The organism is Arthrobacter sp. MP_M4, from assembly GCF_035984855.1.
Lineage (GTDB): Bacteria > Actinomycetota > Actinomycetes > Actinomycetales > Micrococcaceae > Arthrobacter.
The window spans coordinates 110,469-133,625 of the sequence record NZ_JAXCHX010000002.1; the positions used below are offsets into that span (position 1 = coordinate 110,469).

A 23,157-nucleotide genomic window follows, 5' to 3' on the forward strand; every position below is an offset into this window, starting at 1 on the left:
GCTTCACTGATCGCCACTCGAAGAAGAGGTTCACGTGACACCAGCGCCAATGACCCAGAAGTACTCCACGCTCTCCCCGTCGCTCGCCGTCGGCATCGACGAGCCGGACCGCAACCTTGCTCTGGAACTGGTCCGCGTCACCGAGGCCGCCGCGATCGCCGGAGGCCACTGGGTGGGCTTCGGAGACAAGAACAAGGCCGATGGCGCCGCCGTCGACGCCATGCGTTCCTTCCTCCAGACCGTCCACTTCAATGGCGTTGTGGTAATCGGCGAGGGCGAGAAAGACGAAGCCCCGATGCTCTTCAACGGTGAGAACGTCGGCGACGGTACCGGCGCCGAATGCGACGTCGCCGTCGATCCGATCGACGGGACCCGCCTGGCGGCCCTCGGCATCAACAACGCCCTGGCGGTCCTGGCCGTCGCCGAGCGCGGTTCCATGTTCGACCCCTCCGCCGTGTTTTACATGGAAAAGCTGGTCACCGGCCCTGAAGCCGCCGACATGGTGGACCTCCGGTTGCCGGTCAAGCAGAACCTGCACCTGATCGCCAAGGCCAAGGGCGTCAAGGTCAACCAGCTCAACGTCATGATCCTGGACCGGGACCGCCACCGTGGGCTCGTTGAGGAAATCCGCGAAGCCGGGGCCCGGACCAAGTTCATCATGGACGGCGACGTCGCCGGTGCTATCGCCGCGGCCCGCTCCGGCACCGGAGTGGATGCCCTGATGGGCATCGGCGGAACGCCCGAAGGCATCGTCACCGCCTGCGCCATCAAGTCCCTCGGCGGCGTCATCCAGGGCCGGCTGTGGCCCACCAGCGATGACGAAAAGCAGAAGGCAATCGACGCCGGCCACGACCTCGACCGTGTGCTGTCGACCAACGACCTCGTCTCCAGCGACAACTGCTACTTCGCCGCCACCGGCATCACCGACGGTGACCTGCTCAAGGGTGTGCGTTACTCCAAGGACAAGGTCCTGACCCAGTCCATCGTGATGCGCTCCAAGTCCGGGACCATCCGCTTCGTTGATGGCGAGCACCAGGCAAGCAAATGGGAAGGCTACGCGCGCAAGAACTAGCGCCGCCGCACCAGTTGGGACACCCGGATCCCGGGGCGCACGTCGCGTCCCGGGATCCGCTGTATCCAAACCTTGCTGGTTCCCGTGCCGGACGGTCCGGCCGCAGATCCCCGGACGGCCCGGCCGCATTGGGTAGGGTGGGACCATGACATGGCTCGTAACAGGTGGCGCAGGATATATCGGTTCACACGTGGTCTCCGCTTTGCGCGGAGCCGGCATCCCGGCAGTGGTGATCGACTCGCTCTCCAGCGGGCACCGCGAGTTCGTTCCGGAGGACGTGCCTTTCGTGCACGGCACCATCCTCGACTCGGAGCTCGTGGTCCGCACCATGCTGGACCACGGCGTCACCGGCGTCATCCACCTCGCCGGCTTCAAATACGCCGGCGTTTCCGTGCAGGAGCCGCTGCTGACCTACGAGCAGAACGTCACCGGCACAGCAGAACTGCTGAAGGCCATGGAACTCGCCGGGGTGGACAAACTGGTCTTCTCCTCCTCTGCTGCAACCTATGGCACCCCCACCGGGGACATCGTCACCGAAGCTACCCCCACGCTGCCGGAATCCCCGTACGGGGAAAGCAAGCTGATCGGCGAATGGCTGATCCGTGACCAGGGCGTGGCCCGCGGCCTCAAGCACACCTCGCTGCGCTACTTCAACGTCGTCGGCTCCGGCTCGCCCGAACTTTATGACACCAGCCCGCACAACCTGTTCCCGATCGTGCTCCGGGCACTGACCGCCGGCAAGACCCCCCGCATCAACGGCACCGATTACAACACTGCAGACGGCACCTGTGTGCGCGATTACGTTCACGTCGCCGACCTTGCCACCTCGCACGTCGCCGCTGCCCAGGCCCTCGCTGCCGGCACGCCGCTGGAACGCGTCTACAATCTGGGCTCCGGCGATGGACTGTCCGTCCGGGAAATCATGACGGCTATGGCCAAGGTCACCGGCCTCGACTTCGAACCCGAAATCGGCCCGCGCCGTGCGGGGGACCCTGACCGGATCGTAGCCGACGGCACGCTGGCGGCACGCGACCTGGACTGGAAGATGCGCCACTCCGTCGAAGACATGGTCGCCAGCGCGTACGAAGCGCAAAAGAAAGCTGCTTCCGCCGGAAACTAACGCTTGTCCGCCGCCGAGCAACGGACATGCCCAGTTTCGGGCCCCAGGAGTGCTCGCGCCGTCGGGCATGTCCAGTGTGCAGGCCCCAGGAGTGCTCGCGCCGTCGGGCATGTCCAGAGTGCAGGCCCGGGAGTGGACATAGTGGGTTTATGTCCATCCGTGTGCGCTCAGGGTGGGCATGTCCGGTGTTGAAGCCTCGGGATGTGCTGTCTCGGGGGACATGTCCATTGCTCGCTGGCGGAGAGGTCGCGGCGCCGTCGGGCATGTCCCATGTGCAGGCCCGGGAGTGGACATAGTGGTTTTATGTCCATCCGTGTGGGCTCAGGATGGGCATGTCCGGTGGCGGGCTCCGCGGAAAGTGCGGCCAGCCCTGCCCGGATGGGGTCTAGCGGCGAACCGCAGCGCGGAGCCTGACGGGCACTCCCCGCGCTGCGGTGAGGCCCCTGCGGGCGGACTGTGCACCCTTCCGGGCGAGCTGGTAGCCGGTGTAGCGCAGCCTCCGCACCGGGAGGTCCCAGGTTCCGGGGTAGGCCGCCTCGCGGCCGCCGAAGGATTTCTTGAACGCCGTGAAGCCGGCCCACTTATGGTCCGGCTGGTCCGCGGGCGCCACTCCCCAAAGGTCCACGTGCTTCAGGCCGCGGTCCTTCGCGTCGGCCATCAGCGTGACCAGCAGTGGAATCCCGGCGCTGAGTTTGCGGTGCGTGTCATCGAGTGCGGCGTGGGCATAGGTGCGGGTGTCCACGGAATCGTAAGCCAGGGCGGCGGCGATCGGCTCGCCCTCAAGTTCGGCGATGAACAGCGTCGCGGCACCGGCCGGCATCAGGGAGCGGGCCACCTGGGTGAGGTATTCATCACTCTGCGGTTTGAAGCCGCTGCGCACAGCCGTCAGGTGCAGGAACCTCAACAGGACGGAGATCTCAGCCGGGTCCTGGCTGGCGCGGAACGTCACGCCCTTCTTATGGATGTTCCGGTACAGGTTTCTATTCACCGGCTTCATGTCCGCGAGAACGTCCTTGAACTCCCGGTCCAGGTCAACGATCCAGGTGAGTTCGGGCTGCTGGTTCGCCGGCGCACGCCGGAGGCCGCGCCTACGCAGGGCAGCGTCGGTGCCGGCGGCCGGCAGACCGGCGTCGACCGGTTCAACCCGCACGAACACGGCTCCGCAGCTGCGCGCCAGCGCGGTCAGGGCAGCCAGGGCGGCATCGAACCCGGCCAGCGACGCGGCCACCGGCCCGTAAGGGACGTAGAGGAGTTTCCCGGCCGGGTTGCTTTCCTCGACGGCCAGGAAACTCCACCCCGGGCCGGAGCGCTGGTGCACGGTCCGGCCCAGGCTGCGCTGGAAGTCAGCCCACGCCGGGCTCTGCAGAAACAGGTCCATGGGTTCAGGCTCCCAGCGCTGTGGTGACGGCGAAGGCCAGGGCGGTCCCGGCGGCACCGGACGCGGCGTGCGCATTGACCGGGGCCTCGGCTGCCGGCAGGAACGCGCTCGCGCCCCGCTCCAGGCGCAGCTCGCCCTTGGGGGAGTCCAGGAGAAGGGAACCAGCCACCACAATGATGACCGCCGCTCCCGACTGCGCCACCGGGACAGGCCCGGCGCCGGGTTCCAGCACGATGCGCTGCAGCTGGAACTCCCGGAACGGCGGCCGGAAAACTTCCTGTCCCAGCATGGTGGTTTCGGGCTCAAGCTTTGGTACGCCGGCAGCCTCAAAGGAGACAGTCCGGAGCAGTTCGGGGATGTCCACGAACTTCGGAGTCAGGCCGCCGCGCAACACGTTGTCCGAGGACGCCATAACCTCGACGCCGAGGCCGTGCAGGTAGGCGTGGACGTTGCCGGCCGGGAGGTACACAGCCTCTCCGGGCTTCAGCGAGATCCGGTTCAGCAGCAGCGAAATCAACACACCGGGGTCCCCCGGGTACTGCGCGTTAAGGGCCGCCACTGTGGAGAGCTCCGCCTGGAAGGGCGCCGTCGGGGCACCGGAGATGAGGACGGCCGCAATGGCCGACGTCGCCTCGGCCACCTCGCTCCCACCGTCGATCAGCCGCTCGAAGGCCGAGCGCAACGCCGTGCCTTCCTCGGGGTGCGCCAAGTCCTCCAGCAGCAGCTTGACGAGCGGCGGAAGCTCAAGGCCGGCCAGCTCAAAGTCCGCCACGAGCACCTCGAATGCGGCGCGGGCCTCCGCTGCCGGTTTGAAACCGCACAGCGCCTCGAACGGCGTCAGCGCGAGAATCATCTCCGGCTTGTGGAACGCGTCCTTGTAATTGCGCTCCGCGGCGGCACGGTCGACGCCGGCGGCCTCTTCGCGGGCGTACCCCGCCCGGGCCTGCTCCAGCGTGGGGTGGACCTGCAGGGACAGGGGACTGTCGGCGGCCAGGATCTTCAGCAGGAAGGGGAGCCGCGGACCAAACGCGGCCACGCTGTCGCTGCCCAGGTGGTGGCCCGGATCCTCCACGATCAGCGCGTCCAAAGCCCTGCGCCCGGGCTCGTCCGGCGTGCCGGCGCGTGCCGGCGCCGCACGGGCGGGGCTGAGCGCCACCGAGGGGGAGTCCGGATGCGCGCCGATCCACAGCTCCGCTTCAGGGCCGCCGGAGGCAGTCCGGCCGAGGAGACCGGCGATGGCTGTGGTGGAGCCCCAGGCGTAGGGCCGGAGGACATTCTCAAGTTCGTACACTGCCGGGGTGTCCCTATCTGTTGTGGAGGCCTGTGTCTGTTGGAGGCCTGTGGCGGACATTCGGGTCGGCCGGGCTAGAGCGGTGCGCACTGGCCGTTGGTGGCGACCAGATTGCGGATGGACTGTTCGTCACCGTCGAGCTTGAACTGGTTCAGCATCTCCTCGGTGATCGGCTCGCCGTCCGGGGTGGTGGTCACCGGGGTGAAATCCGACGACGGCGCGGGCTGCGTTCCGGGGACGGCTGCCGGCAACCCCCCGGCTGCCGACAGGGGACCGGGCGCCGGGTCCTGCGGGCGGATGGTGTCCTCCGCCGGTCCGGCCGCGGGGGCGGGGCCGAGGAGGGCATCGACCTTCCGGTGGATCAGTGTGAAGTCCGGGACGGTTGAGAAGGAAGCGTCAAAGTCGGGCGGGCCGATGGTCAGCCGCTTCGCTTCCTGGCCCTTGGCTTTCATGGCCAGGTCCACGAAACTGCCCAGCTGGTCCGCGGAAATGTTGGAGTCGACCACCTTGGTGCCGGCCTTGGCGATGTCCTCGAACTTGGTCAGGAGCGTTGCCGGATCCAACTGCTTGAGCATGGCCTGCTGGACGCACTGCTGGCGGGCGATGCGGGCGTAGTCGTCGACGAATTCACGCGAGCGGCCGTACCAGAGGGCGTGGTAGCCGTCCAGCGTGTTGTCGCCGGCCGGAATCCAGCCCAGCGGCATGCCGTGGATTCCGTTGGCTTCGTCGATGGTTTCGCCGCTGATGGGGACCCAGCCGCCGGCCTTGATCCTGATGCCGCCCATGGCATCGATGAGCTTGGCAAAGCCGTCCATGTCCACGAGGACATAGGCCTGGACCTTGATGCCCAGGGTTCCGGACACGGCCTCCAGGGTGGCCTGCGCACCAGGGTCCTCTACTCCGGGGTAGAGGTCGGTGTGCTCGTTGGTAACCTCGGTGTTGATGGCGTTGATGAGGCATTCATCGCCGCAGTCGTAGCCGTCGGGGTAGATCTTGCGCATCGGTGAGCCCTTGCTGAACTGCGCGTTCTGCAGGTTGCGGGGCACCGAAATGATGGCCGTCTGGCCCGTTTTGGCGTCCACACTGATCACCGAGAGGCTGTCCGGGCGGCGTCCGGTGCGGTCCGCACCGGCGTCCCCGCCCATCATCAGGAAGTTGTACCGGCCCTCCGAGGGTTCCATCGCGGGTCCGGAGGAAAAGATGTTGCCGATGGCGTCGCGGCTGACGTTCAGCAGATAGGCCGCATAGCCCAGGGAACCGCTGCTGAGGATCATCGCCAACACCAGCGCAAGCACGACGGCGGGGCGCACGCCGGGTGCCAGCAGCACCGGCCGGATCAGCCGCAGAGTGTTCAGGAAGAGGCCGGCCCAGCCGATGGCCAGCGCCACGAGTCCGATGACCAGCAGCAGCGCGGAATACCGGTTGGTCAACGCCGTGATCAGTGTCGACCGGGACCAGACCAAAAGCACCAGCGCAAGGATGGCGAGCAGCCAGACGGTGAGAGTGACACGCAGCGCCGTCCGTCCGAGCCTCCTGTTGCCGGCGACAATTTGAGCACTCCCGGGCACCAGCAGTGTCATCAGGACCAGCAGGAAAGCACGTTTGGTCAGGACCGGCGCCGCCGCCCCCGCGGGGTGGCGGACGGGATCGGTGCGGGACCCGAAGGTTGCCGCGTTCCGCGGCGTCCTCTGACGGGACGAGGCGTAGCTGTTGGTCATAGAAAAATCCTTAGCGGCCGCCCCGGCTGACGACGTTTGCGTCGGCGAACACTTCGCTCACCTTCTGCCGCAGGGTCGCGCCTTTCCGGGTAGCGACGATGTTGAGCTCCTGCGCGAATTCCAGCAGTTCGGCGCGGAGCCGGGATGCCAACGGGTCTGTGCCGGCGGCCAACATCCGCACCGCCAGGAGGCCGGCGTTCCGGGCTCCGCCGATGGAAACGGTCGCGACCGGTACCCCGGCGGGCATCTGGACGATGGAAAGCAGGGAGTCCATCCCGTCGAGCGTCTTCAGCGGCACCGGGACGCCGATGACCGGCAGCGGCGTGACGGAGGCGAGCATGCCCGGCAGGTGGGCGGCGCCGCCGGCGCCGGCGATCACAACGCGCAGGCCGCGTTCATGCGCGCTCTGGCCGTACCGGATCATTTCCAGCGGCATCCGGTGGGCGGAGACGACGTCGGCCTCGAAGGGGATGCCGAACTCGGCAAGGGCCTCGGCTGCGGCCTCCATCACCGGCCAGTCCGAGTCAGAGCCCATCACGAGTCCGACGAGGGGGGTCGCGGCGCCGGAGTCTACCGCTGCCGGAAACGGGCCGTCCAGGGGCGCGGGTGTGCTTCGGGTGCTCATGCGTTCTCCTCGTGGACTCCTGCAGCGGCGCGGGACTGGACCGTTCCGTTGCGGATGATGTTGGCGACCGTCGCGGCGCGTTCACGCACGTCGCCGACGTCGGCGACAGATCCGCCGACGAGGTTGACGTGGCCGATTTTGCGGCCCGGACGGACCGCCTTGCCGTAGCAGTGGACCTTCGCCGCGGGTTCGCTGGCGAGGGCCGCCGGGTAAGCGGAAAAGAGGTTCTGGTTGGACCCGCCCAGGAAGTTCTTCATCACGACGACGGGCGCCAGCAGGTCGGTGGCGCCCAGCGGCAGGTTGAGGACCGCCCGAAGATGCTGTTCGAACTGGCTGGTCACCGATCCGTCCTGGGTCCAGTGGCCGGTGTTGTGCGGCCGCATGGCCAGTTCATTGATCAGGAATCCGGCGCCGACGCCGGGGGTCTCGAAGAGCTCCACCGCCATGACGCCGGTAACGCCGAGTTCGCCCGCGATCCGCAGGGCGGCGTTCTCCGCGGCAGCGGCGACCTCCAGCGGAATGTCCAACGCCGGGGCGATGACTTCGTCACAGACACCGTCGACCTGGATCGTGTGCACCACGGGCCATGCCCGGGCCTCACCATCCGGCGTCCGGGCGACCAGCGCCGAAAGTTCGCGGCTGAATTCAACCTTGGCCTCCGCGAGCAGCGGCGACATCGTTTCGAACCAGTCCGCCGTGCGGGCGGCGTCGGCCGCGGAGTCCACGATCCGCACGCCCTTGCCGTCGTAGCCGCCGCGCGGGGTTTTCAAGACGACGGGCCACCCGGTGTCGTCGCCGAACGCGATCAGCGCGGCGACGTCGTCGACGGCGGCCCAGCGCGGATTGGGCAGTTCCAGCCTGTCGATGGCGGCCCGCATCACCAGCTTGTCCTGGGCGTTGACCAGCGCGTCGGGCCCCGGGTGGACGTTGACGCCGGCCCGCTGCAGCGCCCGGAGGTGTTCCGTGGGCACGTGCTCGTGGTCAAAGGTCAGGACATCCAGGCCGCGGGAGAACTCCAGAAGATGGTCCAGATCGGTGTAATCACCGACCGGTGCGTGGGCCACGGCGGACACCGCTGAGACGTCCTCACCTTCGGCAAGAACGCGCAGCTCAAAGCCCAGGGCAGTGGCTGCGGGGGCCATCATTCGGGCGAGTTGGCCGCCGCCAACCACGCCGATCACAGGAAAAGTCACATGTCCCAGCCTACCGAAAACCTCGCCATAACCGGGCTTTTGGCCGTCCGGGTGCGGGTTCCGGGCGGCCCGCCGGGTGTTCTCCCGGCAATCGGCGCTAAAATGGGCCGTTGGCCCACTGGCCGAAAGTTCGAGACGGCCACGGAGGGTCATGATTACTACACTTACCGAGCGCTTGCGCGGGCTGGCCTCGCTTTTCTGGCGCGAAGTGGCCAAATTCGGAGCGGTGGGCGGTGTCGCGTTCATCATTGACAACGGACTCACGTACTACCTCATGCACGGGCCGATGACCGACAGTGAGGCCAAAGCCCGCTTCGTCGGCGCCACCGTGGCCACCATCTTCTCCTGGATTGCCAACCGCTTCTGGACGTTCCGCCACCGCCGCCAGGACAACGTGCTCCGCGAATTCGGGATGTTCATCCTGATCAACGGCATCGGCATCGGCATCTCCACCGGGTTCACCGCGCTGGCCAAGTACAGCTTCGGTGTGACGGACAAGAACATGCTGTTCGCCGCCGGAATCGTCGGCATCCTTGTCGCCACAGTGGTACGTTTCTTCGCTTACCGCTTCCTGGTTTTCAACAAGGAACTCGACGAAGAGCCGGAGTTTTCCCACGACCACGAGATCATCGACCGGCACCCGCAGTCCCACCAGGGCCCCGTCGTCGCAAGCCGCGCCGGCCAGGAATCGGAGCGGCCCGGCCCGCCGGCCTGACCGCGGGGTTCAGCTGGCGCTGACGCGCTCGTCGGTGAGCAGCTTCTCTGTCACCGCCACCTCTGGGTGCACAAGCACCACAGACCCGTCGGTCTTCCAGGCGCCCAGCGCCTGGGCCAGGGCGGATTCAAGGCCGTTCCCGGCGGGTACCAGCAGCCGCACGCCGTCCTCATGGTCGGCCGCGAAGCCATCGAGCAGCCGGCCGTGGGTGAAGTCCGATCCTCCGGCCGCGTGGACGGCGCGCCGGGACGCCTCCGGGTCGACGTGCGGCATGAAGACGTCGCCGTGGGAGCGCACTTCAGCCGCGTAATCCACGACGCCGGTGGGCAGCCCGCCCGGCCACCGCATCGCCAGCGCCGGCAGCGCCACTGCCACGACGGCCTCGAACGCTCCCAGCGCCGCTGCGGGGCCGGGGTCTGCGGTAGCCAGCAGATCGGCGTCGGCGGCGTCCTCAAAGACGACCTCCATGCCGAGCTGCCAGGCGGCGAGGGCGAGGATGACCGACTTCCAGTGTGCCGGCAGATCCAGCCGCAACCGCGTCCCGGGTCCGGCGTCGAGTTCGTCCTGCAGCAGGTTGCTGGTCTTCGCCACCCAGTTGTCCAGGACCCGGCCGGAGAGTTCAACCCGCTCGGCGTCAGGGCCGTACCAGGTGAGCCGGGGGGAGGTCGACTGGCCGGACCGCAGGGCTGTCATCAGTTCGAATGCCGGAATGTTCATGCGTTCATCCTGCCACGGCCACTGCCGTGTGATCTCCGTCATAGCGCCCCCGGCGGGCGGACCTCCGGCTCTTTGCCGCGACGGAAACTTCCCCGGAATATCAACAAAAATTTCTTCAGATGCTCAGCATCCTGATTTTTCCGCCCATTTTCCGGAGTGTCGCAGGAAATTCCCGGGCGTGGCGTGCCCGACTTTGAGTCCGCCAGTGATTAGTATCCCCACCGCGGCTTGACTCACAGATACTTACACGAGTGTAATTAGGCACCTAAGGTCAATGCGCGGAGACCGGCACTCAACCGAGTGTCCCGGGTCAGGCAAGGGCTGCAAAAAATCAGGGAGGAACGCCAATGGGGCTAGCAGAGCGTATCCATGAAGAGGCCGTCGTTGCTGGACAGGCCACGGCCAAGTACCGTTCACGCGGAGTACCGAGCGACTGGTATGTCGATCCGGCAGATCCGGGCGCAGCGGACCGCTACAACGAACACACCAAGGACTCACTGCAGGACCAGGCAACCGCCTTCCTCGCCGCTCACGACGAACTTCTGTCCGGACCGGACCAGGACAACGATCCCAGCGATCCGCCCATGGAGCTCCAGACCCTCCATGCCGGCACCACCGCGCAGCCGGTGTGGATCGGATTGCCATCCCAGCAGGACTTCGATGACGAAGGCGAGCTCGGCTGGCAGACGGATGCGCTGTGCGCACAGACCGACCCCGAGGCTTTCTTTCCGGAAAAGGGCGGGTCAACGCGCGACGCCAAGAAAGTCTGCGGGGCGTGCAACGTCCGCTCCCAGTGCCTTGAATACGCCTTGTCCAACGACGAGCGTTTTGGCATCTGGGGTGGCCTCTCCGAGCGCGAGCGGCGCCGGCTTAGGAAGCGAGCGATCTAATTCTTCAGGTAGTACAAGTCACCGCCGTCGTGGTCTCACACGACGGCGGTGACTTTCTCCCCAGGACCCTCGCGGCGCTGGCGGCTCAAACCCGCCCAGCTGAGAACTGCATCGGGGTTGACACCGGTTCCCGTGACCATTCCGTGGCCCTTCTTGAACAGGCGTTCGGTACAGCCAACGTCACCGTTTTCGACCAGGCCCGCAGCGGCATGGGCGGCGCCGTACAGGCAGGCCTCAACGCGCTCGCCGCCCGCAACGGCGGCTCATCCGGCGGCGGACCGCCCGGCGGCGACTCATCCGACGACACGGCCGCAGGTGACTCCGGCGAGTGGATCTGGCTGCTGCACGACGACGCGGCTCCGGCTCCCGAAGCCCTCGCCGAACTGCTCCGGGCAGTGGAACGTGCACCTTCTGTCACGGTAGCCGGCTGCAAACAACTGGACTGGCACTCCGAGCGCCGCCTGATCGACGTCGGGCTTTCCACGAGCCGCTGGGCCGAACGGCTGACCCTGATCGAGGCTGACGAACTCGACCAGGGACAATACGACGGCCGCAGCGACACCTTCGCCGTCAACTCCGCCGGCATGCTGGTCCGCCGGGACGTCTGGGATGCCCTGCGCGGCTTCGACCCGGCCCTGCCCGGAAGCGGCGACGACGTCGACTTCTGCTGGCGCAACCGGCTCGCCGGACACCGGGTGGTGGTGGTCCCCAACGCCAGGATGTTCCACGTCTCGCGCCGCCCGCACGCCCTCGGGAACGCAACAGCGGCCCGCAAGGCGCAGGTGTACCTGCGGCTCAAGCACGCCCCCTTGTGGAAAGTTCCGCTGCATGCTGCCGGCGCCTTGCTGGGCAGTATCTTCAAACTGGTCCTCAGTATCGCCGTCAAGGACCCGGGCCATGGGTTCTCGCAACTGCTGGCGACTTTTGCCGCCCTTGGGCGCCCTGCCGCCGTCATCCGGGGGCGGCGGAACGCGGCCCGGACGCGCCGCATCCGACGATCCGTCATCAAGGGCCTGCAGACCCCGCGGCGTGAGGTCTGGGCACACCGCCGCTCCCTGATGGAAGCTCTCGGGGCGGACGATCCGGACGAGGCCCTGACCGGGAACGATCCCTTGGCTGAACAGCCCACCGGCGACGCGGCCGACGACTTTGCCACGCTCACCACCTCCGAACGCGGCTGGGTGGGCAACGGCGCCCTGCTGGCCTTGCTCATCACCGCGGCCGCCTCCCTGATCGGGCTGCTTAACCTCTTCCGGGCCGACGCCGTCTCCGGCGGAGCGGGGCTTCCTGTCTCACTGCACCCGAGCGAGATTTGGAACCATGCTTCCGGCTGGTGGATAACCCTCGGCGCCGGGCTGCCCGGCCGGGGCGACCCCTTCGGCTACCTCCTGTGGGTCCTTGGCATGCTCGGTGCCGGCAACGCCAACAGCGCGCTGGTCTGGCTGCTCATGATCGCGATGCCCCTCTCTGCCCTCGGCGCCTGGTTCGCCGCCGGTGCACTGACCCAGCGCCGCCGCCTGCGCCTGGCAGCGGCGCTCGTCTGGGCCGGTGCCCCGGCCCTGCAGGTGGCGCTCAACCAGGGCCGCATCGGAGCCCTGGTGGTCCATGTCGTCATGCCGCTGCTGGTGCTCGCCCTGCTGCGGGCCACCGGCACCGCCGCGGGACGCGGCCGCTTCGCCGTTCCGGCGCCCGGGGACCGCCGGTACACCGAGCTTCCCCCCGCCAAACCCGGTGTCAACGGCACACCGTCCTGGACCGCAGCCGCGGCCGCCGGCCTGGCCCTGGCGGTCGTTACCGCAGCCGCGCCCTCGCTGCTGATCCCCGGCGTGCTGCTCGTCGCACTCTGCGGGACGCTTCTGGGCCGCCGCGGACGGACCGTCTGGTGGGCGCTGTTGCCCAGCCTGGCCTTGTTTGTGCCGTTCCTTCTCTCCACCCTTGACCGGCCACGGGCCCTGCTCGGGGACCCGGGGCTGCCTCTGGGCTTCGACGCCGCTCCGCTGTGGCAGCAGGTTCTCGGCCAGCCCTTGCGGTTCGCTGCCGACGGCGGCCTCACCGGCCTCTCCCTGTTCAGCGCGGGCTCCGCTGTTCCCTGGGCGCTCCTGCTTGCACTGCTGATCGGCCTGCCCGTGTTGTTCCTGGCCGCGGGCGCGCTGTTCCGCTCCGGCCATCCGGCCCGGATCGCCCGCGCCCTCTGGGCCGCGGCACTGCTGATACTGGCCGGCGGTTGGCTCAGCAGCCAGGTGGCCACCGGAGCAAGTGCCACCGACCTGGTGACGCCCTTTACCGGTCCTGCCGTGTCCGCCGCCGCGTTCGCCCTCCTGGCAGCGTCACTGACCGGTGCCACGGGCCTGCTGGACGCCGCCGACCGCGCCTCCTCGGCGACGCTGGGCCGCAAGGTTCTGGTCCGCGCCACCGCCGTAACGGCCATGATTTTCCTGCTGGCAGGCCCGGTGGCCGGCCTCACGGTCTGGGCCGCGCAAAACGTCCAGCCGCAATCGGAGCAGATGCTCCCCGGAACTGCCGCTGCAGCACCGGCTGCGGATCCGGCGGCCGCCGCCGGCGCCGACACTGCGGGCGCCGACACGCTAGGTGCCGGCACGGGGTCCCTGGGCGCCCGGCGTCTGGTGCAGCCCGCCGGCACCCGGTCCCTGCCAGCCACGGCCATCGACCGCGGTGAAGGACCGGAACAGGCCCGCACCCTGATAATCTCCACTCGCGAGGACGGCACGTTCGACGCCGCGCTGATGCGGGGCGCCGGAACAACCCTTGATGCACTGTCCACCATCGCCGCCGCCCGCCCCATTATCGGGGTGCCGGGCCAGGAGACTGTCCGGGACGACGATCCCGTCGTCGCCTCCGTCCGCAGCGTTGTCGCCACGATCGTGGCTGGCCAGGGCGTCGATCCACGCCAGGAGCTTGAGCGGCTTGGCGTCGGCTTCGTGGTCCTTCGGGCCGCCGATTCCGCGGCACAGTTGACTGCCAGCAGGATGGACGCCGTTCCTGGCCTCGTCGCCGTGGGCAAGACCGACGTCGGCTGGCTCTGGCGGATCAGCCCGCTCAACCAGCCGGTCATTCAGGCGGCCGACGTGGCGCACCGCGTGCGGATCGTCGACGGGGCGGGTGCCACCCTCGGGTTGATTCCGTCCGGGGCGGTGTCAACAGACGCCGCGGTGCCCTCCGGACCGGAGGGACGGCTGGTGGTGCTGGCGGAACGCGCCGATCCGGGCTGGAGCGCCTGGCTCGAGGGCCGGCGCCTCACCTCCACCACGTCCGGCTGGGCGCAGGCTTTCACTGTGCCCGCGCAGGGCGGCCAGCTCACCATCAGGTACGAGGCCCATTGGGCCCTTTGGATCGGTGTTGCCCAGGCCGTCATCATTGGCCTGACCGTCCTGCTTGCCCTCCCCATGCCTGCCCGCCGGCCGAACTCCGGCCTGTCGAGGGACGAAGGCTCCCTGCGTAAGGAACACTCTGATGCCTAGGGACCACAACCCCGCAAATTCCACCCGGGACGCCGCGGAGGGTCCCTTGGACGACGCCGGCAGCGCTCCCCGGCCCGGGCGCGCTGCGCGCGCGCCGTTCCGGTCCCGCTGGAGCACGACGCGGCGTGCGCAGCGCCTGGGCGGGGTGCTATCAGCAGTCGCCCTTCTGGCGGCCGGCGGCGGACTCGTCTCCGCTGCCGCGCTCAGCCCGCAAGGTCCCGGCAGCAGCAGAGCCCTCGCCGCCCCGCTCGCGGCGGTTCCGGCCGGCAGCAGTGTGGGTATCTGCCCCGGACCGGCGCGGCTCCTCGATGGAGCAGCCGCCGGCACCGATCCACAGTTCAGCGCCGAGTCCGCCAGTGCCAGGACCAGCGTCGATGCCCTGGTACTGGCCTCCGCCGCCGGGACCGTGCCCGGCAGCCGGCTCGCCTCACTGTCCGGCAGCACCGTGGTTGAACTGGCTAAAGCCGCGACCGCGTCAGGGACCCCGATGCCGGCGGCACCCACGCCGGCAAGCGCCGTGCAGCTTGCCGGGGTCCTTCCCCAGCGCAGTGTCGACGCCGCCAGCGTCCTGAGTGCCGACGCCCAGGGCGGACGGCAGCCTTCCGCGGGAGCCGTTTTGCGCTACACCGCCGAGGACGGGGATCTCCGGGGCGCCGCGGCCGCCGCCTGCCAGCAGCCGGCGAATGACCTTTGGCTTGTGGGGGCCGCTACGGCGCTGGGCCGGACAGCGGTGCTGAGCCTCAGCAACGCCTCCAGCAGTCCGGCCACCGTCAGCCTCGACCTTTTCGGAGCCAAGGGCACCATTCAGGCCCCGGGCAGCCGTGGGCTCCTCGTCGCCCCGGGCACCACCCGCTCCATCATTCTGGCCGGCCTCGCCCCCGGCGAAGAACGGCTGAGCGTGCGGGTGCGCAGCGCAGGCGGTCCGGTCGCTGCGCTCATCCAGCAAAGTGTGCTGCGCGGGTTGACGGCCGGCGGCGTGGAGTTCATCACCCCTGCCGCCGCTCCGGCGCTGCGCCAGGTGGTTCCCGGCGTCGACATCCAGGACGGTGCCGGAGTGGCCGCCCTCACGGGAACGTCCGGCTTCGCAGATGCCGGACCGGCACTGCAGATCACGGTCCCGGGGTCAGCGGACGCCGTCGTGGCGATCAAGCTGTTTGGACGGGACGGCCAGAAGGTGCTGCCCGCCGGCGGGGTCGTGACAGCAAAAGCTGGATCCGTCACCCAGGTCCCGCTCACCGGCGTGCCGGCCGGGCCGTACACGGTGGCCATCAGCTCGGACGTTTCGTTCACGGCGGCGGCCCGCGCCACCCGCGGCCTCAAGGCCGAGGACCCCACCGATTTCGCCTGGTCCACGGCCGCGGCAAGGCTCGGAAGCGACCACGTCGTTCCGGTGCCGGGCGGGGGTGACCGCTTCCTGGTTTTCGGTGCTCCCGAGGGGCGGGCCACGATCTCCTACGCGCCGGTCACAGCAGACGGCAAGATCCGCACGGCCGCGTCCGCCGACATCGCCGGCGGAACCACCGCGTCCGTGAAAGTTCCCGCCGAGGTCGAAGGCTCCCGGCTCGTCGGCTACGTGGTGTCCGCCGCCGGTGATCCCGCGTACGGCGCGGTGCTCCTGCAACAGGACGGCAGGCAGGACATCTCAACAATTGCCATCGCCCCCGGCGCAGCCGGACAGGAACAGGTCCCGGTCACACTCGGCTACTGACCGGGCCGCGGCGTACTAGTAGCGGCGGCGGTATACCGGGTCGAGGGACTCCGGCGGAACACCGAGCATCTCGGCGGTGTACTCCACCACAACATCATGGACCAGGTCCTGGAGTTCGTCGCGGCCCCCGCAGGCCTGTTCAACGACCCGGCGGTAGAGGGTGATCACCGGGCCCTCGTCCGCGGTGGCGGGGGAGTAGGAGCCCATCGGGGCGTGGATGCGGTCTGCCACAAGCTGCTCCAGCCCCGGCGGAATCTCATCCACCGCGAAGCGGACACCGTCCAGCGGTTTGCCCCAAATATCGTGCAGCCGCTCGGCGGAATCGAGGACGAAGTCATCGAAGCGGTCCGAGCGGGTGCGGTAACCGGGCAGTGTCGGCAACATGATCTCGCCGCGGAGCCCGCGGCCGTGCCGGTTCCTCCGCCGCTGGCGGAAGCCCCGGGCGCCGGCATGCGCCGAACCGGCCGCTGGGGACCCGGCGGCGGGACCTTCGGCGCCGCTTTCAGCCAAACGGACCGAAAATCCCGGAGCTTGGTGCGATGACTGCATATCTCGACTCTAAACCCGGCGAATGGTTTACGCGATACAGGCCGCCCGACCCGCCGCCAGCGTGCCGGGCCGCTTCCGGGGACGCGGGGGAGTAGTCTGTGATCTCGTGGGAGCTATTCGTCTTTGTTCAAGGTCAGCCTGCCGCAACTCAGCGGTGGCAACGTTGACGTACGTTTATGCCGACTCCACCGCCGTCCTGGGGCCGCTGGCAACCTACGCCGAGCCGCACTGCTACGACCTGTGCGAACAGCATGCCGGATCCCTGACAGTGCCCCGCGGCTGGGAAGTGCTGCGGCTGGCGGTGCCGGCCAGCACCACAGGCCCGGGCCCCGATGACCTCCTCGCCCTTGCCGACGCCGTCCGGGAGGCAGCACACCGGCCCGGCGCGCCGGAAGCCGGACCGGGCCGGCGCAGCGTCCACCCCGCCCTGGAGGCTCCGGCCGGGGCCGAGGGCGCCCGCCGGGGGCACCTGCGGGTCCTGCGCGAACCGTCGTAGGCACCAACTGGCGGTAGGCTGGGAACTGAAATCCGTAAGCCACCGGCGCCTGCTGCGGCGTCCACCAGGAGCGTTCACCATGCCGAAGATCAGTCCCGAACTGTTGTCTGTCCTGAGATGCCCGGTGACCGGGTCCCCGCTGGTACTGGATGGCGAGGACCTTCTCACCACCGCGGCCGGTCCCTCCGGAGAGAAACTGCGCTACCCGATCGAGGACGGCATCCCCCTGCTGCTGCCACCGGAACTGCTTCCCGCCGCTGCCGCAGCGTCCTCCTCCCAGCACGACGGCGGCCGGCCGGACGGCAGCGCGCCCGCCGGTAGTTAAGCCCGGCCCATCGTTTCGCCGTTCGGCACCGAAGTACTTTTCAGCCCCGCCCAGCACGTCTTCCGATGACACAGGCGACCAGGTCCGCGATCTGGCCGCCGGCCACAACAAAGGATTTATATGACCTTCGACTACAAGATTGCGGACATCTCCCTCGCCGAGGCAGGCCGACACCAGATCCGCCTCGCGGAGCATGAAATGCCCGGCCTGATGTCCCTGCGCGAGGAGTTCGGCGCCAGCCAGCCCCTCAAGGGTGCCCGGATCGCCGGGTCCCTGCACATGACAGTGCAGACCGCCGTCCTGATCGAGACGCTCACCGCACTCGGCGCTGAGGTCCGCTGGGCCTCCTGCAACATCTTCTCCACCCAGGACGAGGCCGCCGCCGCAATGGTGGTCGGCACTGGAACGGCCGAGGACCCGCAGGGTGTGCCCGTCTTTGCCTGGAAGGGCGAGACGCTGGAGGAGTACTGGTGGACGGCCGAGCAGATCCTCACCTGGCCGGGGGCGGACAGCAACCCGGATCTGGGCCCGAACATGATCCTCGACGACGGCGGCGACGCCACCATGCTGGTCCACAAGGGTGCCGATTTCGAGGCCCTGGGCGCCGTCCCGGCCACCACCGACGACGAATCGGAGGAAGGCCGGGTCTTCCTCGAGGTGCTGCGCGCCTCGCTGAAGGCGGACCCGACAAAGTGGACCCGGATCGGCTCGCGCCTGCTGGGCGTCACGGAGGAAACCACCACCGGTGTGCACCGCCTCTACCAGCTCGCGGAACAGGGCAAGCTGCTGTTCCCCGCCATCAACGTCAACGACTCCGTCACCAAGAGCAAGTTCGACAATAAGTACGGCATCCGCCACTCGCTGCCCGATGGCATCAACCGCGCCACCGATGTCCTGATGGGCGGCAAAGTTGCCGTTGTCTGCGGCTACGGCGACGTCGGCAAGGGCGCGGCCGAGGCTTTCCGCGGCCAGGGCTCCCGCGTCATCGTCACCGAAATTGATCCCATCTGCGCGCTTCAGGCAGCAATGGATGGCTACCAGGTGGCCAAGCTCGAATCCGTCCTGGCCGAGGGCCACATCTTCATCACCACGACGGGCAACAAGGACGTCATCATGGCCGAGCACATGGCCGGGATGCGGGACAAGGCGATTGTGGGCAATATCGGCCACTTCGACAATGAGATCGACATGGCCGGCCTGGCCAGAATCCCGGGCATCAAGAAGGTCGAGATCAAGCCCCAGGTGCACGAGTGGGTCCTGGATGCCGGGACCGCAGAAGAGCGTTCCATCATCGTCCTGTCCGAAGGCCGGCTGCTGAACCTCGGCAACGCCACCGGACACCCCTCGTTCGTCATGAGCAATTCCTTCGCGAACCAGACGATTGCGCAGATTGAGCTTTTCACCAAGCGCGACCAGCCCGAAGGTGCGCGGGAATACGGCAAGCAGGTATACGTGCTGCCCAAGGTTCTCGACGAGAAGGTCGCCAGGCTTCACCTCGACGCCCTCGGCGTCGAGCTGACCGAGCTCTCAAAGGAGCAGGCCGTCTACCTGGACCTGGAGGTATCCGGCCCCTACAAGCCGGACCACTACCGCTACTAGGCAACTGCCAAGAGGGCTTCGGACGTCCGTCCGGAGCCCTCTGCCTGCCCGGTTCGTGGCGCAGCCGACCGCCCGCCCCGACGGGAAGTCACTTATGCTGTCAAAGTAACGTCTGGAAGGACCTGAGTGTTGTGAAGACCCCAATAAGCCGGAGCACCGGACGCAAGCTCGCCGTGCTGGGAGCGGTCTGCGCCCTCGCCGCGGCCGGCGGGGTGTTCGCAGCGGGCTCCGGGTTGGCCCCTGCCTCCTTCGCATCCGAGGCCGCCTCCCCGGAACGCTCGACGCCGGGACTTGCTTTTCCGGTCGTTGCCCCGGCGCAGCTGGACGCCACACCGGCCAACGAGGCCAAGCAGGTCAACCCGGCCGCGCCCGTGACGCTGAAGGTCAAGGACGGCCGGATCGACCGGGTGTCGCTGACGAGTGCTTCCGGTGACGCCGTCGATGGAACGCTCAGCGCCGACGGCTCCAGCTGGACGGCGGGTGCACCGCTGAAGTTCAACACCCGCTACAGCTACACCTACTCCGTGCTGGACGCGGCAGGCCGCAAGGACAACACGACGCAGACGTTCACCACAGTGTCCGCTGCCAACGAAGCCGATGCCGCCATCTACCCCCTGGACGGCATGAAGGTGGGAGTGGCGCAACCGCTTCAAATCACTTTCAGCGAGCCGGTCCTGAACCGGGACGCCGTCGAAAAGGCCATCAGGATCAGCTCCACATCGGGGCAGGCAGGTGCCTTCCACTGGTTCAGCAACACCATGGTCCGGTACCGGCCAGAGAGCTTCTGGGCGGCCAACAGCACCATCACCATGGACCTGCAGCTTTTCGGAGTGGACCTCGGCAACGGCCAGATCGGCAACTTCAATAAGAAGGTCACCGTCCACATCGGTGACAAGAAGGTCGGTATTGCGGATGCTACGGCGCATACTTTCACGGCCAGCATCAATGACCAGAAGGCCGGCCAGTGGCCCGCGACCATGGGGGACACCCGGTTCCCCTCCGCCCGCGGGTATCTGGTGTTCATGGAGAAGTACCGGGTGGAGCACATGGATGCATCCACGATCGGTCTCAAACCGGGCGACCCGGCCTATTACGGGCAGCTGGACGTCAACTACGCCACGCGGTTGACCCCGAGCGGTGAGTTCATCCACCAGGCCACGGACTCCGCCATGCCTTATCTCGGCGCCGCCAATCTTTCCCACGGCTGCATCGGCCTGGGCCCGGACGGGGCGAAGTGGGTCTTTGAGAACATGACCACCGGTGACGTGGTCCAGGTGGTCAACACCGACGGTGACTTCGCCGCCGTCGACGACGGTTACGGGGACTGGAACATCCCGTGGGCGCAGTACGCCAATTAAGCTCCGGTTCGCGGAGGACTCTGCGGACGGCTGACGGTATTTCCTTGGGGGACAGGTTATGGACCAGATGACAACGGGCCCGGGCGGGCCGCCACGAGGCGGCGAACGTCCAGGCCGCGGCAGCAGGCGCAGCGGAAAAATGCTGGCCGTGCTGGCCGTCTGCGCCGTCGTCGGTGCCGGCGGCATCGGCGTCGCGACGGCGCCCGCCCCGGCCGAAGCGGAGATGCCGTCAGAGTCGGCCTCCCCGATGCGGAACGTGACCGGCCTCGCGGCTCCGGTGGTAAAAGCCGTCGAACTCGGAGTGACTCCCATGGACGGGGCGAAGGCGGTCAACCCCGCAGCTCTGCCATCAGTCAAGGCAGTGAACGGCACCGTGAAGGACGTCGCACTGGAGCGGGCCTCCGGCGGCGGCCGCATCCCGGGGACCACCAGCCCGGACGGCTCCACCTGGACCGCCGGGGAACCCCTCGAATTCGCTACTGAATACACGTATGGTTTCTCGGTTGTTGACCAGGCCGGCCGGGAGACAAAGACGACCCAGGCCTTCGCCACCGTCGCCAAAGCCAACGAGGCCGACGCGGCCGTGTACCCCGTCAACGGGAGCACCATGGGTGCCGGCCAGCCCATCGAGATCGTGTTCAGCGAACCGGTGCTGAACAAGGAAGCTCTGGAGAAAGCCGTCACCGTCACGGCGTCCTCCGGCCAGGCCGTCGCGTGGCGCTGGTATTCGGACCGGCGCGTCCGGATCCGGCCCGAGGCCTTCTGGGCTTCAAACAGCACCATCACCCTTGACCTTAAGCTCTTCGGTGTCGACTTCGGCAACAAGATGATCGGTAACTCCGACACCAAGGCGTCCTTCAGCGTCGGGCCGCAGCGACTCGCGGTGGTCGATGACGTCACCAAGACGATGAACGTGTATTTCGACGGCCAGCTGGTCAAAACCGCGCCGGTCACCCTCGGAGACGCTGACTGGCTCTCACCAACCGGCTTTGCCGTCATCATGGAGCAGGAACGCCACTCCAAGTTCAACGCCGGCAGCATCGGCCTGGAACCCGGCGACAAGGGCTACTATCCGCCGCTGACAGTGGAGTACGCCAACCGGCTCACCAGCTCCGGCGTCTACGTCCACCAGGCGCTCGAATCAGCCTGGGGTGCGGTGGGCAGGTCCAACGTGTCTCACGGCTGCGTGGGGCTGCTCCCGGCGGACGCGGCCTGGTTCTTCAGCAACATGAAAACCGGTGACGTCGTCCAGACCCTCAACACGGGAGCCCCCGCCGTCGAGCCGCTTGAAGGCTTCGGGGACTGGAACATCCCCTGGGCCCAATACGCCAAACGCTAAGGGGAGCGGGGTGCATAAACCCCGTTTCGTTACGGGGTGGCATCTCGCCCGCTTTGCGGCTCGGGCGGTAGGCTCGAAGGCAGATAAGGAGCGTCGCCAGGTAAGGCCCGGCGGCGCGGACGCCTACGGAAGTGAAGCTGCAAGTGACTGACTCAAGTCCCACCCCTCCGAACCGGCAGGATCCGCAGCTGGATCCGGCCGATGACGCTGACGAACCCGCGTTCGACTGGATGAAGCCGAACTCCGCGGAGAAGCGTCCTGCCGACTCCGGCCGTCCGGCCGGCGCGTCCGCGGCTGTGCCCGCAACACCGCACCAGGGTCAGGTGTCGTCGGGCGCTGTTTCGTCGGGGACCACGACGCCGGGGACAGTCTCGTCGGGGACCACGACGTCGGGGGCTGCCGGCCAGGGAACGGAAACGCAGGCCTTGCGCCAGGTCGGCAGCCGTGCCGACCGCAAGGCCGCCGAAGCCGTCGAGCCGGCTTCCACAGGCGGCAGCGGCCGCTTCAGCGGGCCGCTGCCGACGTCCGCGCTTCCCGTCCGGCCCCCGGAGGACGAGGTGCAGCGCCGCAACGCCGAGCGGGAGCACGCAGCCAACGCCAAGCCCGTCGCCCCGCGGGTGATGCAGGTCCTCCTGGCACTCTGCTTTCCCGTCATCCTGCTGGTGCTGGCCGTCCGGGCCGTCGCCAGCCCGTTGTTCCTCTGGGTGGAGTACAACCGGCCAGGCTTCCCGGGGGACGGCTACGGTTTCAGCACCGATGACCGCATGACCTACGGCTCCTACGCCGTGGACTACCTCAGCAACTGGGCCGGGCCGCGGTACCTGGGTGAGCTCGTCCAACGCGGGGGCGAAAAGCTGTTCAAGGACGGCGAGGTCAGCCACATGGCCGACGTCAAAGTGGTCATCCTGTCCGCCTTCGGCGCCGGAGCGGTCCTGCTGCTGCTGAGCCTGATCGCGGTCGTCTACTTGCGACGCCGCAGCCGCGGCGGCGTGCGCCGCGGCCTGTTTGCAGGTGCCCTCATTGCCCTGGTCATCATTCTCAGCCTCGGCGTGCTCGGTGTGCTGGGCTGGGAACAGTTCTTTACCCAGTTCCACAGCGTTTTCTTCGCCAGCGGCACCTGGACGTTCTCCTTGCAGGACACCCTGATCCGGCTTTTCCCGGCGCAGTTCTGGGTGGACGGCGGCATCGTGATCGCCGGCCTGGTGCTGATCGTCTCGCTCCTGACCCTGATCCTCACCTGGCCGACGCGCAAGCGCCGCGGGCTGCCCAAACGCGGTGCCGCCCCGCAGGACCCTGCCGGCGAGGAAACCGCGGCAGCAGCCTCCACCGGTTCTGCTGCGGACGGCGCCGCCCCGGCCAAACGGTCACTCTTCCGCCGCAGCAAGGCTGACGCGCCCGCCGGGCTATCGCCCGCGGCAAGCGAGGGCCCTGCGACGGACTCAGCCGCGGGACCTGCGAACGCCCCGGAGACAACGACCACCGGCACCGCCGCCACCGGCTCCCGGGACACCCCCACCCGGGGGCAGTCCAGCTCCGTCTAGCAGCTCCGTACCGTCGAACAGGAAGCGGCCGGCACCATCGGTGC

The 23,157-nt window shown here is 68.2% G+C and carries 19 protein-coding genes; 12 read left to right on the plus strand and 7 right to left on the minus strand.

Translation table 11 applies throughout. The annotated features are described in order from the left end of the window. The first annotated feature begins 49 nt into the window (after positions 1–49). A complete protein-coding gene (gene glpX, locus RCH15_RS03040) occupies positions 50–1,072 on the plus strand; it encodes a class II fructose-bisphosphatase (RefSeq protein ID WP_326958466.1) in 1,023 nt (340 codons plus the stop codon). A 145-nt stretch (positions 1,073–1,217) separates the two neighbouring features. Continuing rightward, positions 1,218–2,192 carry a UDP-glucose 4-epimerase GalE gene (galE, locus tag RCH15_RS03045; protein WP_326957923.1) on the plus strand — a complete coding sequence of 325 codons (975 nt, stop codon included), beginning with the start codon at positions 1,218–1,220 and terminating at the stop codon, positions 2,190–2,192. A gap of 385 nt (positions 2,193–2,577) precedes the next feature. Here the strand turns inward: galE and RCH15_RS03050 are convergent, their stop codons facing one another. From RCH15_RS03050 to RCH15_RS03070, 5 genes are all read right to left on the minus strand, one after another. Then, positions 2,578–3,570 carry a lipid II:glycine glycyltransferase FemX gene (locus RCH15_RS03050; RefSeq protein ID WP_326957926.1) on the minus strand — a complete coding sequence of 331 codons (993 nt, stop codon included), beginning with the start codon at positions 3,568–3,570 and terminating at the stop codon, positions 2,578–2,580. A gap of 4 nt (positions 3,571–3,574) precedes the next feature. After that, positions 3,575–4,861, minus strand: coding sequence for a mannose-6-phosphate isomerase, class I (gene manA, locus RCH15_RS03055; RefSeq protein WP_326957928.1), 1,287 nt, complete (start codon positions 4,859–4,861; stop codon positions 3,575–3,577). A gap of 74 nt (positions 4,862–4,935) precedes the next feature. After that, entirely contained in the window at positions 4,936–6,579 is a 1,644-nt protein-coding gene (locus tag RCH15_RS03060) for an LCP family protein (RefSeq protein ID WP_326957930.1), read from the minus strand. Between the two features lie 10 nt (positions 6,580–6,589). Then, positions 6,590–7,204 carry a 5-(carboxyamino)imidazole ribonucleotide mutase gene (gene purE, locus RCH15_RS03065; protein WP_409017109.1) on the minus strand — a complete coding sequence of 205 codons (615 nt, stop codon included), beginning with the start codon at positions 7,202–7,204 and terminating at the stop codon, positions 6,590–6,592. Beyond that, positions 7,201–8,397 (minus strand): 5-(carboxyamino)imidazole ribonucleotide synthase, encoded by a 1,197-nt coding sequence (locus tag RCH15_RS03070; protein WP_326957932.1) that lies wholly within the window; start codon positions 8,395–8,397, stop codon positions 7,201–7,203. The genes purE and RCH15_RS03070 overlap by 4 nt, the downstream gene beginning before the upstream one ends. A 151-nt stretch (positions 8,398–8,548) precedes the next feature. Between RCH15_RS03070 and RCH15_RS03075 the strand changes: the two genes are divergently transcribed. Beyond that, on the plus strand, positions 8,549–9,112 hold the full coding sequence (locus tag RCH15_RS03075; RefSeq protein WP_326957934.1) for a GtrA family protein: 564 nt from the start codon (positions 8,549–8,551) through the stop codon (positions 9,110–9,112). Between the two features lie 9 nt (positions 9,113–9,121). Here RCH15_RS03075 and RCH15_RS03080 read toward each other — a convergent pair whose 3' ends face one another. After that, positions 9,122–9,829, minus strand: a complete 708-nt coding sequence (locus tag RCH15_RS03080; protein WP_326957936.1) for a TIGR03089 family protein — start codon at positions 9,827–9,829, stop codon at positions 9,122–9,124. Positions 9,830–10,176: 347 nt separating this feature from the next. Here RCH15_RS03080 and RCH15_RS03085 point away from each other — a divergent pair, with 347 nt between their 5' ends. Genes RCH15_RS03085 through RCH15_RS03095 form a run of 3 tightly spaced genes read left to right on the plus strand, consistent with a single transcriptional unit; the run spans position 10,177 to position 15,906 of the window. After that, positions 10,177–10,719 carry a WhiB family transcriptional regulator gene (locus tag RCH15_RS03085; RefSeq protein WP_326957938.1) on the plus strand — a complete coding sequence of 181 codons (543 nt, stop codon included), beginning with the start codon at positions 10,177–10,179 and terminating at the stop codon, positions 10,717–10,719. A 29-nt stretch (positions 10,720–10,748) separates the two neighbouring features. Then, positions 10,749–14,198, plus strand: a complete 3,450-nt coding sequence (locus RCH15_RS03090; protein ID WP_326957940.1) for a glycosyltransferase family 2 protein — start codon at positions 10,749–10,751, stop codon at positions 14,196–14,198. Continuing rightward, positions 14,191–15,906, plus strand: coding sequence for a DUF5719 family protein (locus RCH15_RS03095; protein WP_326957942.1), 1,716 nt, complete (start codon positions 14,191–14,193; stop codon positions 15,904–15,906). Before RCH15_RS03090 ends, RCH15_RS03095 begins: the two co-directional genes overlap by 8 nt. Before the next feature lie 15 nt (positions 15,907–15,921). On the opposite strand, the gene RCH15_RS03100 is transcribed toward RCH15_RS03095, so the two are convergent. Beyond that, the gene (locus RCH15_RS03100) at positions 15,922–16,455 is read right to left on the minus strand and encodes a metallopeptidase family protein (RefSeq protein ID WP_326957943.1); all 534 of its coding nucleotides are present in this window, start codon (positions 16,453–16,455) and stop codon (positions 15,922–15,924) included. A gap of 106 nt (positions 16,456–16,561) precedes the next feature. On the opposite strand from RCH15_RS03100, the gene RCH15_RS03105 reads away from it, so the two are divergent. The 6 genes from RCH15_RS03105 to RCH15_RS03130 all read left to right on the plus strand — a co-directional run bounded on the left by RCH15_RS03105 (position 16,562) and on the right by RCH15_RS03130 (position 23,113). Further along, the gene (locus tag RCH15_RS03105; protein WP_326957946.1) at positions 16,562–16,951 is read left to right on the plus strand and encodes a DUF3499 domain-containing protein; all 390 of its coding nucleotides are present in this window, start codon (positions 16,562–16,564) and stop codon (positions 16,949–16,951) included. Between the two features lie 79 nt (positions 16,952–17,030). Next, complete coding sequence (locus tag RCH15_RS03110) at positions 17,031–17,276, plus strand: Trm112 family protein (RefSeq protein ID WP_326957947.1); 246 nt, start codon at positions 17,031–17,033, stop codon at positions 17,274–17,276. Between the two features lie 120 nt (positions 17,277–17,396). Further along, positions 17,397–18,875 (plus strand): adenosylhomocysteinase, encoded by a 1,479-nt coding sequence (gene ahcY, locus RCH15_RS03115; RefSeq protein ID WP_326957949.1) that lies wholly within the window; start codon positions 17,397–17,399, stop codon positions 18,873–18,875. A gap of 131 nt (positions 18,876–19,006) precedes the next feature. Further along, on the plus strand, positions 19,007–20,233 hold the full coding sequence (locus RCH15_RS03120) for a L,D-transpeptidase (RefSeq protein ID WP_326957951.1): 1,227 nt from the start codon (positions 19,007–19,009) through the stop codon (positions 20,231–20,233). Between the two features lie 67 nt (positions 20,234–20,300). Beyond that, positions 20,301–21,572, plus strand: coding sequence for a L,D-transpeptidase (locus RCH15_RS03125; protein WP_326958470.1), 1,272 nt, complete (start codon positions 20,301–20,303; stop codon positions 21,570–21,572). A gap of 143 nt (positions 21,573–21,715) precedes the next feature. Then, on the plus strand, positions 21,716–23,113 hold the full coding sequence (locus tag RCH15_RS03130) for a TIGR01906 family membrane protein (RefSeq protein ID WP_326957953.1): 1,398 nt from the start codon (positions 21,716–21,718) through the stop codon (positions 23,111–23,113). Positions 23,114–23,157: the final 44 nt, after the last annotated feature.

Coding starts and splice junctions, on each gene's coding strand:
- RCH15_RS03100 (WP_326957943.1), bottom strand. CDS start 16,455: ATGCAGTCATCGCACCAAGCTCCGGGATTTTCGGTCCGTTTGGCTGAA.
- RCH15_RS03050 (WP_326957926.1), bottom strand. CDS start 3,570: ATGGACCTGTTTCTGCAGAGCCCGGCGTGGGCTGACTTCCAGCGCAGC.
- purE (WP_409017109.1), bottom strand. CDS start 7,204: ATGAGCACCCGAAGCACACCCGCGCCCCTGGACGGCCCGTTTCCGGCA.
- glpX (WP_326958466.1), top strand. CDS start 50: ATGACCCAGAAGTACTCCACGCTCTCCCCGTCGCTCGCCGTCGGCATC.
- ahcY (WP_326957949.1), top strand. CDS start 17,397: ATGACCTTCGACTACAAGATTGCGGACATCTCCCTCGCCGAGGCAGGC.
- RCH15_RS03060 (WP_326957930.1), bottom strand. CDS start 6,579: ATGACCAACAGCTACGCCTCGTCCCGTCAGAGGACGCCGCGGAACGCG.
- RCH15_RS03095 (WP_326957942.1), top strand. CDS start 14,191: ATGCCTAGGGACCACAACCCCGCAAATTCCACCCGGGACGCCGCGGAG.
- RCH15_RS03080 (WP_326957936.1), bottom strand. CDS start 9,829: ATGAACATTCCGGCATTCGAACTGATGACAGCCCTGCGGTCCGGCCAG.
- galE (WP_326957923.1), top strand. CDS start 1,218: ATGACATGGCTCGTAACAGGTGGCGCAGGATATATCGGTTCACACGTG.
- RCH15_RS03125 (WP_326958470.1), top strand. CDS start 20,301: ATGACAACGGGCCCGGGCGGGCCGCCACGAGGCGGCGAACGTCCAGGC.
- RCH15_RS03085 (WP_326957938.1), top strand. CDS start 10,177: ATGGGGCTAGCAGAGCGTATCCATGAAGAGGCCGTCGTTGCTGGACAG.
- RCH15_RS03110 (WP_326957947.1), top strand. CDS start 17,031: ATGCCGAAGATCAGTCCCGAACTGTTGTCTGTCCTGAGATGCCCGGTG.
- RCH15_RS03075 (WP_326957934.1), top strand. CDS start 8,549: ATGATTACTACACTTACCGAGCGCTTGCGCGGGCTGGCCTCGCTTTTC.